A 12,855-nucleotide genomic window follows, 5' to 3' on the forward strand; every position below is an offset into this window, starting at 1 on the left:
TGGGATTCTCCATCCATGACCGGATCGCTCGGGCCGAACTTCTGGCGGCTGGTGGCCTCGTCCGGGTTGTCGAACCTCGGCGACGGCACCTTCAAGGTCGCGCTTCCCCTGGTGGCGGTCGGGCTCACGCGGTCACCGGGTCTGATCGCCGGCCTGACGGTCGCCGCGACCCTGCCGTGGCTGCTGTTCGCGCTGCCGGCCGGGGCCTTCGCCGACCGGCTGGACCGCCGGCGGGTGATGGTCGGCGCGGACGTGGCCCGCGCCGGCCTGCTCGCCGCCCTCGTGGCCGGTGCGCTGCTCGGCGTCGACAGCATCTGGTTGCTGTACGCCGTCGCGCTCTGCGTCGGCGTGGCCGAGACGCTCTACGACACGGCGGCCCAGTCGATCCTGCCGCAGGTCGTCGCGCCCGATCTGCTGCCGCGGGCCAACGCGCGCCTGTACGCGGTGGAGTTGACGGCGAACGAGTTCATCGGACCCGCACTGGCCGGCCTGATGGTCACCGCGGCCACCACCGTGGCGTTCGGAACGCCGGCCGGGCTGTGGGCCTGCGCCGTGGCGGCGCTGCTCCTGATGCGGGGGTCGTACCGCGTCCGGCGCGACCGGCGGACCACGGTGCGGGCCGACATCGCGGAAGGCCTGCGCTTCCTGTGGCGGAACCGGTTGCTGCGGACGTTGGCCGTCATGGTGGGCGTCTCCAACTTCACCCAGAGCGCCATGATGGCCGTCCTCGTGCTCTACGTCGTCGGACCGGAGTCCGGCATGAAACTGCCCGCGCCGGCCTTCGGCATCCTCCTGGCCACGTTCGCCGCCGGCAGCCTCGCCGGCTCCTTCGTGGCCGAACGGGTCCAACGCGCGCTGGGCCGGGCCGGCTCGCTCAGCCTGTCCATCGTCACCCGGGCCCTGCCGTTCGGTGTCCTCGCGCTCACCGCGAACCCGTACCTCGCCGGGGCGTCGTTCTTCCTCGGCGGGGCCACCAACATCGTCTGGAACATCATCACGGTGTCGCTGCGCCAACGGATCACGCCCGACCACCTGCTCGGCCGCGTCAACAGCGGGTACCGCCTGGTCGCCTGGGGAAGCCTGCCACTCGGCGCGGCGGCCGGCGGCCTGCTCGCCGACCTCTTCGGCCTGCGGACCGTCTTCGCGGTCATGGGGATCCTGACGCTGGCCCTGCTCGCCGGCATGACCATCGTCACCGACGACCGCATGACCGCGGCCGAGCAGCAGCCGTCAGAACGAGACGGCGTCGCGGACGGGCGGTGACAGCGCGTCGGCCGGTGCGACGATCACGCGGACGGCGTCATACGTGGTCAGGCGGGTCCGTTCACCGGTGCGGACGTCGATCGCGTCGATGCCACGACCCGGGTCCTCCGGCGACTTGACGAGCATGTGGTTCGGGCCCCGCCAGCCGAGGAAGCCGCCGAACACGAGCAGCGAGCACGCCGTCGGGTTCGTGCCGGTGCAGGGCCGGTCGACCCGGCGCCGGTACACGTCCGCGCCCGACGGGTCGGTCAGGACGTAGGTGTCCAACGCGTCCCGGGGGACCACGAGCGCGCCCGCGCCGTTCGGTCGCTGCGCGATCAGCCACTCGTCCCGGATCGGCACGGTGCCGGTCCGGCGGCCGTCGAGGTCGACGATCGCGGTGCCGATGAGGACGTGACGGCTGTCGGGGAGCCACGGAATGACGATGTCGAGGGAGTACCGCGGTGACACCGTCATGACGCCGGCCTCGTCGTAGCTCAGGCCGCCCGCGAGCGCGTTCCTGGCGTCGACCGTCTCCGGGGCCAGGTTCGACACGCGCGCGTCACCGGTCTCCGCGTCGACGACCATCACCGCCCAGGCCCCGGCTCCGGCGTTCCAGACCGGGGCGACCAGATAGCGGCCGTCGGGCGAGATCGAGGGCGGCGCCGCCCACCGGTACGGAGCGTCGTACCAGCGGATCTCGCCGGTCGTGGTGTCGTACCGGCCGATCCGCTTGTCGACCGTGGGGGTCGCGTCCTCTGTGCCGTCCGGCGAATCCGGCGGGACGACGGGCGCGTACCGCAGGTCGGCCGACGGTTCCATGACCACGAGGACGGACACCGTGCGGTACCCACCCGTCGTCGGGTTCAGAATCTCGGCCGTCTGCGCGCCCCTGAACCTGGCGAAAACGACGTTGCGCGCCTCGGGGGCGGCGGGCCGCGGATCGGGCGACGGGAGCGGCTTCGACGCGATGAACTGCGTGGCCACCAGCGTGACGGCCACCGCCGCGGCCACGGCGGTCCCTGCCGTCGCGACGCGGCGCCACCGGCGGCGGCGGACACCGGCGGTCACCGCACGGTCGGCGAGGTCGGTGGGGACCGGTCCGCTGTCGGCGAGCGTGGTCAGCTCGGACCGGACCAGGTCGGTGAGATCGGTCATCGGGTGATCTCCTCGGTGAACGGGTCGTTCCGCAGCTCCGGGGCGATCTCCCGGAGCCGGGCCAGGGCTCGATGGGTCTGGCTGCGCACGGTTCCGGTCGAACAGCCGAGCACGTCGGCGGTGTCCTGTTCGCTGAGGTCCTCGAAGAACCGGGCCACCAGCACGGCGCGTTGGCGTGGACCCAGCCGCAGCAACGCCTGGCGCAGCGCGAGCCGCTGGTCGGTGGCGCCGACGTCGTCGCGCCGGTCGGCCGGCTCGGGCGCCGCGTCCGCCGGCAACTCGCGGACCACGCTCCGGCGCCGCCACACGCTGACCTGGGCGTGGTACATGACCCGGCGCACGTAGGCGGTCGGGTCGCCGCGCACGCTCGTCCACCGGACGAACGTCCGCGCCAACGCGTCCTGGATCAGGTCCTCCGCGGCGTGGTGCCCGCCGGTGAGCGCCAATGCGATCCGGTACAGCGTGGGGCTGCTCTCGTTGACAAACCGTTTGAAGCGTTCCTGTTCAGAGCTCCGCACGTGGGTCGCGCCTCCCCTCCGTCAGACGTAGAGACGCGCGGAGGGCCGGATTCACTGCACGCCGACGTCGATCGCGTACACGTGGACCGGCTGGCCGTAGACGGTCTCGACGGTTTCGCGCTCGAACCGCATGCCGATCTTCCGCATGACCCGGGCCGACGCCTCGTTGCCGACCACGTGGATGCCCACGACCCGGTCCAGGTCGGTCCCGGTGGCGGCGAACCGCAGCGCCGCGGTGGCCGCCTCGGTGGCGAGGCCACGACCCCAGAACGCGCGCCCGAGCCGCCAGCCGATCTCGACGGCGGGCATCACCTCGGGCACGTCGGTCGGGATCGCCATGCCGGTGAAGCCGGCCAGTTCGCCGGTGTGGCGGAGCTCCACCGCGAACCGGCCGAAGCTGTGCGCGTCCCATATCTTTTCGAAGGCCGCGATCTCCGCGGCCGTTCCGGTCCGGTCGAAGACCGACCCGTCGCCGATCCAGCGCATCACCTCGGGGTCGGCGTTGATCCGCGTCATCGGGTCGAGGTCGCTCCCGCGCCAGCGCCGCAGCCGCAACCGCGGCGTCATCAGGTCCTCCATCGCCGCATCATCCTCGACGCCCGTACCGTTGCGGGATGTCCGACGATGCGTTGTTGCGGTTGCTGACCGATGCGCGGCCCGGGGTTCTGCTGTTCAGCGTGACGCCGCCGCGGCAACGCGAGAGCGCGGCCCGGGTCAAGGAGATCGCCGAGATCACGCTGAACCGGTTGGCCGGCCTGGACCTCGACGGCCTGATCCTCTACGACATCGACGACGAGTCCGACCGCAACCCCGACGAGCGCCCGTTCCCCTACCTGCCGACGCTGGACCCGGCCCGGTACCACGCCGAGTACCTCGGCGGCTGGGACCGCCCGACGATCATCTACCGCTGCGTCGGCAAGTACGCCGAGGACGACCTGCGGCAGTGGCTCGCCGGCGCCGACCCCGGGCGCGTCCTCGGCGTCTTCGTCGGCCCGTCGTCGGGCGACAAGCCGGTCCGCACCGACCTGCGCCGCGCCCACGCCCTCCGGCAACAGGTCCGCCCCGACCTGCTGCTGGGCGGCGTGGTGATCGCCGAGCGGCGCGACGAACACCTGCGGATGCTCGCCAAGCAGGACCGTGGCTGCGTCTTCTTCGTCTCCCAGGTCGTCTACGACGTCACCGAGACGAAGAACCTGATCTCCGACTACGTCTACGAGTGCCGGACCCGCGCGACCGCGCCCCGACCGGTGATCTTCACGCTGTCGGTGTGCGGGTCGCCGAAGACCCTGGAGTTCCTGCGCTGGCTCGGCGTCGGCGTGCCCCGGTGGCTGCAGAACTCGATCCGCCACGCGAGCGACCCGCTCTCCGAGTCCTACCGCCACGCCCTGGCGACCGCCCGCGATCTGATCGACTTCTGCACGCGCCTGGACATGCCGTACGGCTTCAACGTCGAGAGCGTGTCGATCCGCAGGGCCGAGATCGAGGCCAGCACCGACCTCGCCGCTTCCATCCGGCGAGAAATTTCAGAGGTCCCGCACATGGAGCAGGGAACGCAGCCGGAGATCCCGGCGTAGGCGGGGATCGTCGAGCGCGTCGACGATGCAGCTGAATCCCGCCCACGTCGCGCCGACGCTGTCGACCATCGCGCGGGCGGTGCCGGCCTGGCTGCCCGTGTCGACCCAGTCGTCGACCAGGAGCACGTGGTCCGAGGACTGGATCAGGCCACGGCGGAAGCCCAGTTCGAGGTGCCGGTCGCGGTAGTCCGGCGGGGTCAGGCGTCGGATCCACTGGTCGCTGTCGCAGGCGGGCGTGCGGTTCTTGCGGACCTCGACGAAGCCGACGCCCAGGTGCAGGGCGACGAGCGGGCCGACGAGCGACCCCCGCGAGTCCGGGCCGAGCACCACGGTCGGCGTCGCCTCGGGGAACAACCCGGCCAGGGCCGGGCCGAGGAGGCCGAGCAGCTCGGCATCGCGCCACCAACCGGTGACGTCGGCGTACCGGTGCTCGTCGGGCCGGTCGCCGCGCCAGGCGAACGCCTGCCGCAGCCGGGAGCCGATGGACGTCACCAATGCAGTGTCACCAATGCAGTGTCACCGCGAGTGGCGCGTGGTCGGACGCGGTGGTCGTGCCGACCGACGGGTCGCTCGCGGTGAGTCCGCCGCGCACGAGCACGTGGTCGATCTCCTTGGTCGGCCGGTCCGCCGGAAAGGTCCGGACGGGACGGAACGCGGCGAGGGCGTCGCCGTAGCCGGCGTCGGCGAACGCGACCATCGACGGGTCGCCGGGCTCGATGTTGAGATCGCCGGCGACGACCGTGGGGCGGTCGCGGCCGAACCGCGTCGCGAACGCGCTGATCTCGCGGACCTGGACCAGCGGCGGGCGGCCGCCCGGCGGCTGGATGTGGGTGGACACGACGGCGATCTCGCGCCCGCCGACGCGGATCACCACGCCGAGCGCCTGTGCGCCGGTCGGCGCACCGTCGGCGCTCAGGCGTTCGGTTTCGCGCGCCGTGACCGGCAGGTTGGTGAGGACCGCGTCGCCCCAGACCGGGTCGGCGGCCGGCGCGAACCAGTACCGCATGCCGAGCTTGCGGGCGAGGATCGCGATCGTGTCGTGGCCGCCGTTGAGCAGCCAGGCTCTGTCCACTTCGGACAGAACCACCACGTCGGGCCGCTCCCGCCGCACCGCCCGCGCGGCGGCCTCCGGGTCGAAGGTCCCGTCGAGACCGAACCCCATCCGGACGTTGTACGCCACCAGCCGCAGCGACCGCGCGTCCGGCTTCTCCACGGTCGCGGGAGCCCCGCCCGGCAGGTACAGCAGGACCGGCACCGCGAGCGCCACCGTCATCAGGATCGTCCCCAGCCCGCGCTCGTGGACGTGATCCTCCCCCGCGACCGCGACGATCGTCCGACCCGCGACGCAGCCGGCGACGACGACCGGCACCCACCGGTTCGGGTACCCGAGGTCGTAGGCGGAGTAGTAGGCGACCGCCGCGACGGCGAAGCCCAGCATCCCGCCGAGCATCGCGGCGCCCGCCCTCGCCGGCCGGTGCGCCTCGCCGTGGCTCGCCAGGGCCACGCACCGGCCGAGCGACAGGGCGCCGAAACAGATCGCGGTGAAGCGGACGATGGGACCGAACCCGTACGTGGGGACGTACATGTACAGCGCGACGCTGAGCACCAGCAGCCCGCCGAAGGAGATGTTCGCCCACGGTACGACGACGGTCCGGCTGGTTGCTCCGCGCCAGAAGGCCACGGCCGGTATGGCGAAGGACAGCCACAGCCACACCGAGTAGGGCTCCGCGACACCCCCGCCGCCGATCCCGCTCGGCATGGCACCGACCGCATAGGACACCTCGGCCAGCAGGGCCGCGGGCGACAGCAGCACCATGCCGGTCAGCAGGACCGTCGGCCCGACGAGCGACCAGCCCGTAGACACCTCGGCCTCCGCCAGCCGGGTGACCCCGCACATGAGGAACAGCAGAACCTCGACGACGACGATGGCCGACGCCCACCAGGTGCCCGTCCAGGTGAGGTCGACGGTGCCCAGCACGAGATGCTGCACGCCGGCGACCACCAGCCCGATCGGCGCTCCGGGCACCGGCCGGCAGCCGTCCATCGCCTGGGTGGCGAACCAGACGAGGCCGCACAGCAGGCCGGCCGACGCGACGTACAACTGCGACTGTCCACCGTGGACGAACACCAGCGCCAGCCGGCTCCCGCCCAGCCCGACGGCCGCGACGCCGATCACCGCCTGCTTCGCCCGGTACGGCAGCCGGCCCCACAGGGGCACCACGGCGAACGGCAGCAGGAACCACAGCAGCGCGAAGGCGCCCATGAGCTCGGCCGGCGTCGACGCGGCCTGACCGAAGATCGTGATGATCGACGGCAGCCACACCCGCAGGACGTCGACGAGCAGCAGCGTCCCGAGCGCCAGCCTGGGTACGCTCCACTGCCCGCGCTCCACGGTGCCTCCCCGGGTGATCGGAATCGATCGAGGTTAGCCGCCGGGAGCCCTGGCCTGGAAGCCCCGATCAGCCGCTCAGGCGGCGGGCGACGGCGGGGATCACAATGGCGGCGGCCACCAGGTGCGTGAGCATCAGCAACACCTTGGTCTGCGGTGCGGCGTCGACGATGACGTCGGGCACCAGCGACAGCGCGGTGAGGGCGACGGTGGTGCGGACGAAGGCGCGGCGGGGGTTGGTGGCGGTGCGGCGCAGGACGGCGGCGAGGACGAGGCCGATGAGGGAGAAGACGGTGGTCAGGACGCCGAAGCCGGTGACGGGGATGGGTTCGCCGGCCAGGTCGAGGCTGATGCCGGCGGCGTGGCCGGTGGCGGCGACGGTCATGGTGGCGACGGCGGCTGCGGCGGTTGCGGCGATTCCGGTGACGATCAGCGAGCTGACGGCGGGGCGGGTCGGGTTCAGAACGGTGGTCATGGTGCCCTCCGGCGGTATGCCGACCGGCTCTGTGCCGGTCTCCTACCCAAGCGACGAAGAGAACCCGACCGCTACGACAGACCCGCCGACATTTTTTTGCCGACGGTCCACACGACCTCGGGCGGCCGCACACGCGCGGCGCGCGGACCGCCCCTGCCGTCGGTCAACCCGAGCCGGCCGACCAGCACCGCGTCGCCGTCCTCGTACACCGCCCGCAGCACCTCGGTCGGCACGTCGCCGAACATGAGCTTGACCCGCCGGAACATCGCGAACTCGGCCCCGTCGACGGCGCCCCAGCTCAGATAGAGGAACCGCGCGCCGGGCCGCCCGTGCACGTACGGCCCGCCGACGTCGAGCAGCCCGTCGACCTCCCGGCCGGCGACGTCGAACTCCCACGTCACCGACTCCGCGTCGGCCGGATACCGGTCGACGACCTCGGCCTTGCGCTGCACGCCCACGTGGACGTTGTTCCGCCGCAACGCGTCGGCCTCCGCCCCACCGCGACGGCCGGGCAGGTCAGTACCCTCGATCCGGATGCGCACACCGCCACTCTAGGCCGGTCGGTTCGCTCGCTCGGCGGTCGAACCTGGATCTGCGGTCAGCCGGAGTGGCTTTCTATGGGAGCCGCACCGCACTCCGGCCGTTGTACCGTCTGGCCGTCACCGACGGTGGAGGAGGCGACGACCATGAGTTTCGGGCGCGGCTGGGCGTCGGCGACTTCGACACGATGACCTCACGCGACGCGTCCGGTGAGGATCGGAGCCAGCTGGTCGACAGCAACTGGAAGGTCTGCCGGCAGGACCCGCCCGCCGGCCCGTCGGAGCGCGATGTGAGCGTCGTGCTGTACGTGGTCAAGAACAAAGAGACGTGCCCGGCGACCGCGAGCGCCTCCCCGACCGCGACGCCACCACCATCGGCGTCACCGCCCTCGGCGTCGGCGACTCCGGTGGTGGAGACCCGCCAGGTCACCGAGACGGTGGCGGTCCCGTTCGACGAACGCACGGTGGACGACCCGTCGCTGCCCGCGGGCACCCGCGTGGTCCGCACCGCGGGCGTCGCGGGAGAGAAAACGATCACCTACGAGGTGACGCTGGTCGACGGCGTCGAAAGCGCCCGGAAACCGATCGGCGAGGCCGTGACTCGCCAACCGGTTACACAGGTGGTCGCCGTCGGAACGAAACGCCAGCCGAGTTGCGACCCGAACTACAGCGGCGCGTGTGTTCCCATCGCCTCGGACGTCGACTGCGCGGGCGGCTCGGGCAACGGTCCCGCATACGTGCAGGGACCCCGTGCGGGTCATCGGCACCGACATCTACGACCTCGACCGCGACGGCAACGGAGTCGGCTGCGAGTAGCCGCCCGGCATCCGTATAGTCGCGCGGTGGACGTGGAACAGGTTCGGGACGCGTACGCGTCCGTCGCGGGTCTCTACATCGAGTTGTTCGGCACCAGCGGGGCGGTGCACGGCGACGACCTCGCCCTCATCGAGCGTCATCTGTCGAAGCGGCCCGGCACCGTGCTCGACCTGGGCTGCGGACCCGGCCACCTCACCGACCATCTCCGGTCGCTCGGCGTCGACGCGATCGGGATCGACCTCGTCCCCGAGTTCATCGCCCACGCGAAGGCGACCCATCCGGACGGTGACTACCGGCTCGGGTCGATGACGGACCTCGGCGTCCCGGACCGTTCCGTCGCCGGCATCCTGGCCTACTACTCGCTGATCCACCTGCCGCCGCCGGACCTCGACGCCGTGCTCGCCGAGTTCCGGCGCGTGCTGGAGCCGGGCGGCACCGTGGTGGTCGGCTTCGTCGACGGTGACGAGGTGGCCGCGTTCGACCACAAGGTGATCACGGCCTACCGCTGGTCGGTCGGCGAGTTTTCCGAGCGGCTGGCGCGGGCCGGATTCACGGCGGTCGAGCACCTGCGCCGGCCCGGCGACGACACGCAACGCCCGCAGGCCACGATGGCCGCGGTCGCGAGCGTCGCGGGCTAGAGTCCCGGTCCATGTCCGATGTCGACGAGCAGGGCCGGCCCGAACCGCCGACCGACGGTGACGAACTGTCGATCCTGCGCGGATTCCTCGATTTTCATCGCGCCACGTTCGCCTGGAAAACCAATGTATCGGACGCCGATGCGCTCAACCGCACCGTCGGCGCCTCGACGATGACGCTCGGCGGGATGATGAAGCACCTGGCGCTCGTCGAGGAGCACTGGTTCTCCTACGTCCTCCACAACCGCGAACTCGAAGCCCCCTGGGACACGGTCGACTGGGACGCCGACCCCGACTGGGACTGGCACTCGGCCGTCGACGACAGCCCCGACGACCTGCGGGCGCTCTGGCGGAACGCCGTGGCGCGCTCCGAGGCGTCCCTGGAAAATGCCCTCGCCGACGGTGGCCTGGACCGGCCGTCGCCGCGCCGCCGCCGCGACGGCCGCGCCACCACGCTGCGATGGATCGTCGTGCACATGATCGAGGAGTACTGCCGCCACAACGGCCACGCCGACCTGATCCGCGAGTCGATCGACGGCCTCACCGGCGAGTGACGATCCGGCCGCGCAGCACGATCAGGCGGGGATGGCTCAGGACGCCGGGTTCCCGGCGCGGGTCCACGTCGTATCCCACCAGGTCGGCCGGGCCGCCCTCGACCAGGCCCGGCAGGCCGAGGTAGGCGCGGGCGGTCCAGCTCGCCGCGCCGATGGCGACGGTGGGTGGCAGGCCGGCGGACAGGAGGAACCGCACCTCCGACACGACGTTGCCGAACGGTGCCGAGTCCGTGCCGGCCAGCACGGTGACGCCGGCCTCGTGGGCCACCGCCGCGGAGCGGGACAGCCCGTCGACCCCGCCCAGGAAGTAGTCCTTGCGCGGCCCTTCGGGCTTGCCCCGGACGTCGTCCACGATCTGCAGGAACGCGGTCGCCGTCGGCACGAACGCGCCGCCGCGGGCGGCCAGGCGCTCGATCAGGTCGTCGGTGAGGTACCAACCGTGCTCGATGGAGTCGACCCCGCACTCCACCGCCGTGCGGGTGCCCGCCGCCGTCTGGCAGTGCGCGGCGACCCGGAACCCGCGCGCGTGCGCCGCGTCGACCAGCGCCCGCAGCGCCGGCTCCGGCACCGGCGGCTCGTCGTGTTCCCAGTCCGCGATGATCTTGCACCAGCCGTCGTTGGCCGCCGCCTCCGCGAGGCCCGCGCTCAGCAGGTCGTCGGTCGGTGCGTGCATCGGGTGACCGGTGGCCAGGCCCGTGTGGGCCAGCAACCGCCCGGCGGTGACCAGCCGCGGCATCGCGGGGTCGGTCCGCAGCGCCGGCGGCACCGGCCCGGTGTGCCCGGGGACGCGCAACGCGGTGGTCCCGGCCGCGACGTGCTGCGCGCACTCGGCCGCGAACCGTTCACCGGTGAAGACCGCGGCCTCGTCGTGCCCGGGGTGCGTGTGCACGTCGACGAGCCCGGGCGTCAGAAACAGATTCTCGGCGACCGTGTGCGATTCGGTGTGCGGCCGGGTGAACGTGACCCGGTCACCGAGCAGCCACAACTCGGTCCGCTCCCCGGACGGCAGCAGGGTTCCGGTCACGCGCATCCAGGAACGGTAACGCGCGGGTCGTCGTGTCCGGGATACCGTGACTCCTCGACCCGCGGAAGGATGTCACGTGCCGCACCACAGCAGGGTGTTCAAGGTTGTCATCGACGTCGCGCCGGAGGACCACGATCGGGAGGTGGCGTTCTGGCAGGCGGCCACCGGCGAGACGCTGGTCCCGTTCGCCGGGCAACCGGAGTACCACGGCGCCATCTTGCACGGTCAGGATTTCGCGTTGCTGACCCAGCGGTTGGGCGACGGCCCGAGCCGCGTCCACCTTGACATCCACACCGACGACCTGGCGGCGGAGGTCGCCCGGCTGGAGCGGCTCGGCGCCGAGACGGTGGGGCAGGTGCGCCAGTGGTGCGTCATGCGCGACCCGGCCGGGTTGCTGTTCTGCGTGATCCCGGACTCCCGCCGCACCCTGGACGAGACCAACTCCACCCGCTGGCCGTGAGCCCGGCCCTCATTCCCCGGGGATGAGCTGTACGAGGTGCTTCGTCGGTCCGGGATAGCTTGCGCCGTGCCCGGTGACGCCGACCTCGGCGCCGGCCGCCTTCAGCAGCATCCAACCGCCGACGAAGCCGCCGAAGAACAGCACCAGCGACGAGATGATCGCGACCCAGCTGTTCTGGTCGACCGTGAAGAACCCGATCAGCCCGATCAGCGCGACCGGCATCAGCAGCCAGCCGATCAACCGCATCCGCGCGATCCGTTTCCTGGTGACCTCGACGCTGTGCACCGTGTACGTCAACGTCTTGCCGCACATCTCGCAGACGACGGCCTCGGGCCGCGACTCCTCGCCGTCGTCGGGCCGCTCGATGAACCAGACCTGATTCCGGTACTGCCAGGAGACGGTGTCCGAACCGCCCGGGCGTCCGAAGAAATGCAGCCGGTGCCCGACGGCCGCGACCTGTTCCGGTTCGATCACCTGCGGCATCGGGCCCCTCTCAACCGATTCAGCGCATCGCGTGCGGTCCCATCATCGATCGTCACCGCTATTTCTTCCAGTAGATCTCACCGGAATTCCGACGATCCACGTCAGGGCACAACCGAGGAGGACGCCGACAGCCGCGCCGCAGACGACGTCGAGCGGGTTGTGCGCGCCGAGGTACATCCGGGAGACGTTGTTGAGGACGGCGAGCGTCCAGACCACGATCCGCCCCCGGCGGCGCAGGTACGGCGTGAGCAGCGTGGCGATGCCGAAGGCGATGATCGCGTGTCCGGACGGGAAGCTGAGCCCGCTCGCTGCGGCGTCACGCAGGACCGCGCCCGGCACGGTGCTGCCGGGCCGCTCCCGGTGGACGATCATCTTCAGGACCGCCTTCTCCGCGAGAAGCTTCAGCGGGACGAGCAGCACCAGCGCCACCGCCAACCGGTAGTGTCGCCGCCACACGGCTACCAGCGCGACGACGGCCGCGGCGCCCGTCACCCCCATGAGCTGCAGCACCCACATCGGCCAGTGGAGCGCATCGGGCAGACCGTTGACGGCCTCGAACACGGCCCGCTCGATCGCACCCACCCGCCCGTTGGCGGCCGCCAGCGACGTCGCGACGATCACCACCGCGGCAATGGCTCCGAACCACAGCAGGACGATCGGACGGGCGACACGCGTCTCCGCGGCGTCCGGGGTCGCGTGTGTGTCGTCCATGTCGCCACGCTCGCAGTTCCCCGCCCGGTCCGGTAAGCCGGTCTGCTGGCCATCTCGGGGGGCGGGTTTCTGGTGTACGCCGAGGGCGCCCCGGCGTTGGCCGGGGCGCCCTGTGCTGCGGGTTGGCCTCAGACTGTGAGGGTCCAGGTGTCGATGGTGCCGGTGTCGCCGGCGAAGACGTCCTGTACGCGGAGTTTCCAGATGCCGGCGCGGGTTTCGCCGGAGAGGTTGGCGGTGTAGGTGGTGTTGAGGTTGGCGACGTCGTCACCCGAGGTCG

16 protein-coding genes and 1 pseudogene are annotated in these 12,855 nt (G+C 71.7%); 6 read left to right on the forward strand and 11 right to left on the reverse strand.

Annotated elements, in window-relative coordinates; translation table 11 throughout:
• Positions 1 to 15 precede the first annotated feature (15 nt).
• Complete coding sequence (locus Vau01_RS57075) at positions 16 to 1,263, forward strand: MFS transporter (RefSeq protein WP_239152886.1); 1,248 nt, start codon at positions 16 to 18, stop codon at positions 1,261 to 1,263.
• Here the strand turns inward: Vau01_RS57075 and Vau01_RS57080 are convergent.
• The 3 genes from Vau01_RS57080 to Vau01_RS57090 are packed head-to-tail and all read right to left on the reverse strand — an operon-like array spanning position 1,231 to position 3,497.
• On the reverse strand, positions 1,231 to 2,400 hold the full coding sequence (locus tag Vau01_RS57080) for a TolB-like translocation protein (protein WP_204011543.1): 1,170 nt from the start codon (positions 2,398 to 2,400) through the stop codon (positions 1,231 to 1,233). The two genes, Vau01_RS57075 and Vau01_RS57080, sit on opposite strands and share 33 nt — an antisense overlap.
• A complete protein-coding gene (locus Vau01_RS57085) occupies positions 2,397 to 2,918 on the reverse strand; it encodes a SigE family RNA polymerase sigma factor (protein ID WP_204011501.1) in 522 nt (173 codons plus the stop codon). The genes Vau01_RS57080 and Vau01_RS57085 overlap by 4 nt, the downstream gene beginning before the upstream one ends.
• A gap of 51 nt (positions 2,919 to 2,969) precedes the next feature.
• A complete protein-coding gene (locus Vau01_RS57090) occupies positions 2,970 to 3,497 on the reverse strand; it encodes a GNAT family N-acetyltransferase (protein WP_204011504.1) in 528 nt (175 codons plus the stop codon).
• 35 nt (positions 3,498 to 3,532) lie between these two features.
• Between Vau01_RS57090 and Vau01_RS57095 the strand changes: the two genes are divergently transcribed.
• Entirely contained in the window at positions 3,533 to 4,492 is a 960-nt protein-coding gene (locus Vau01_RS57095; protein WP_204011507.1) for a 5,10-methylenetetrahydrofolate reductase, read from the forward strand.
• Here the strand turns inward: Vau01_RS57095 and Vau01_RS57100 are convergent.
• From Vau01_RS57100 to Vau01_RS57115, 4 genes are all read right to left on the reverse strand, one after another.
• Positions 4,442 to 4,984, reverse strand: a complete 543-nt coding sequence (locus tag Vau01_RS57100; RefSeq protein ID WP_204011510.1) for a phosphoribosyltransferase family protein — start codon at positions 4,982 to 4,984, stop codon at positions 4,442 to 4,444. The two genes, Vau01_RS57095 and Vau01_RS57100, sit on opposite strands and share 51 nt — an antisense overlap.
• Before the next feature lie 10 nt (positions 4,985 to 4,994).
• Positions 4,995 to 6,884 (reverse strand): endonuclease/exonuclease/phosphatase family protein, encoded by a 1,890-nt coding sequence (locus tag Vau01_RS57105; RefSeq protein ID WP_204011514.1) that lies wholly within the window; start codon positions 6,882 to 6,884, stop codon positions 4,995 to 4,997.
• A 67-nt stretch (positions 6,885 to 6,951) separates the two neighbouring features.
• On the reverse strand, positions 6,952 to 7,356 hold the full coding sequence (locus Vau01_RS57110) for a DUF6069 family protein (RefSeq protein ID WP_204011516.1): 405 nt from the start codon (positions 7,354 to 7,356) through the stop codon (positions 6,952 to 6,954).
• Positions 7,357 to 7,427: 71 nt separating this feature from the next.
• Positions 7,428 to 7,898 carry a DUF5990 family protein gene (locus Vau01_RS57115; protein WP_204011518.1) on the reverse strand — a complete coding sequence of 157 codons (471 nt, stop codon included), beginning with the start codon at positions 7,896 to 7,898 and terminating at the stop codon, positions 7,428 to 7,430.
• 185 nt (positions 7,899 to 8,083) lie between these two features.
• Here Vau01_RS57115 and Vau01_RS64240 point away from each other — a divergent pair.
• The 3 genes and pseudogenes from Vau01_RS64240 to Vau01_RS57130 form a co-directional block, all read left to right on the forward strand.
• A pseudogene (locus tag Vau01_RS64240) lies at positions 8,084 to 8,476 on the forward strand (G5 domain-containing protein); the annotation flags it as partial.
• 261 nt (positions 8,477 to 8,737) lie between these two features.
• The gene (locus Vau01_RS57125) at positions 8,738 to 9,349 is read left to right on the forward strand and encodes a class I SAM-dependent methyltransferase (protein ID WP_204011520.1); all 612 of its coding nucleotides are present in this window, start codon (positions 8,738 to 8,740) and stop codon (positions 9,347 to 9,349) included.
• Between the two features lie 11 nt (positions 9,350 to 9,360).
• A complete protein-coding gene (locus Vau01_RS57130; protein ID WP_204011522.1) occupies positions 9,361 to 9,900 on the forward strand; it encodes a DinB family protein in 540 nt (179 codons plus the stop codon).
• Here Vau01_RS57130 and Vau01_RS57135 read toward each other — a convergent pair.
• The gene (locus Vau01_RS57135) at positions 9,887 to 10,930 is read right to left on the reverse strand and encodes an amidohydrolase family protein (protein WP_204011526.1); all 1,044 of its coding nucleotides are present in this window, start codon (positions 10,928 to 10,930) and stop codon (positions 9,887 to 9,889) included. The two genes, Vau01_RS57130 and Vau01_RS57135, sit on opposite strands and share 14 nt — an antisense overlap.
• A gap of 70 nt (positions 10,931 to 11,000) precedes the next feature.
• Between Vau01_RS57135 and Vau01_RS57140 the strand changes: the two genes are divergently transcribed.
• On the forward strand, positions 11,001 to 11,384 hold the full coding sequence (locus tag Vau01_RS57140) for a VOC family protein (RefSeq protein WP_204011529.1): 384 nt from the start codon (positions 11,001 to 11,003) through the stop codon (positions 11,382 to 11,384).
• 9 nt (positions 11,385 to 11,393) lie between these two features.
• On the opposite strand, the gene Vau01_RS57145 is transcribed toward Vau01_RS57140, so the two are convergent.
• The 3 genes from Vau01_RS57145 to Vau01_RS57155 form a co-directional block, all read right to left on the reverse strand.
• Entirely contained in the window at positions 11,394 to 11,867 is a 474-nt protein-coding gene (locus Vau01_RS57145) for a hypothetical protein (protein WP_204011530.1), read from the reverse strand.
• A 42-nt stretch (positions 11,868 to 11,909) separates the two neighbouring features.
• Positions 11,910 to 12,578: a phosphatase PAP2 family protein gene (locus Vau01_RS57150; RefSeq protein ID WP_204011531.1), complete on the reverse strand. Its 669-nt coding sequence runs from the start codon at positions 12,576 to 12,578 to the stop codon at positions 11,910 to 11,912.
• 128 nt (positions 12,579 to 12,706) lie between these two features.
• On the reverse strand, positions 12,707 to 12,855 hold a 149-nt coding region (locus tag Vau01_RS57155), incomplete at its 5' end, for a proprotein convertase P-domain-containing protein (RefSeq protein WP_204011540.1).

The organism is Virgisporangium aurantiacum (genome assembly GCF_016863635.1).
In the GTDB taxonomy this organism is placed as follows: Bacteria; Actinomycetota; Actinomycetes; order Mycobacteriales; family Micromonosporaceae; genus Virgisporangium; species Virgisporangium aurantiacum.

Excerpts from the sequence above, each read along its gene's own strand:
- Vau01_RS57075 (WP_239152886.1), top strand. The coding sequence starts at position 16 with ATGACCGGATCGCTCGGGCCGAACTTCTGGCGGCTGGTGGCCTCGTCC.
- Vau01_RS57080 (WP_204011543.1), bottom strand. The coding sequence starts at position 2,400 with ATGACCGATCTCACCGACCTGGTCCGGTCCGAGCTGACCACGCTCGCC.
- Vau01_RS57090 (WP_204011504.1), bottom strand. The coding sequence starts at position 3,497 with ATGGAGGACCTGATGACGCCGCGGTTGCGGCTGCGGCGCTGGCGCGGG.
- Vau01_RS57095 (WP_204011507.1), top strand. The coding sequence starts at position 3,533 with ATGTCCGACGATGCGTTGTTGCGGTTGCTGACCGATGCGCGGCCCGGG.
- Vau01_RS57110 (WP_204011516.1), bottom strand. The coding sequence starts at position 7,356 with ATGACCACCGTTCTGAACCCGACCCGCCCCGCCGTCAGCTCGCTGATC.
- Vau01_RS57130 (WP_204011522.1), top strand. The coding sequence starts at position 9,361 with ATGTCCGATGTCGACGAGCAGGGCCGGCCCGAACCGCCGACCGACGGT.
- Vau01_RS57135 (WP_204011526.1), bottom strand. The coding sequence starts at position 10,930 with ATGCGCGTGACCGGAACCCTGCTGCCGTCCGGGGAGCGGACCGAGTTG.
- Vau01_RS57145 (WP_204011530.1), bottom strand. The coding sequence starts at position 11,867 with ATGCCGCAGGTGATCGAACCGGAACAGGTCGCGGCCGTCGGGCACCGG.
- Vau01_RS57150 (WP_204011531.1), bottom strand. The coding sequence starts at position 12,578 with ATGGACGACACACACGCGACCCCGGACGCCGCGGAGACGCGTGTCGCC.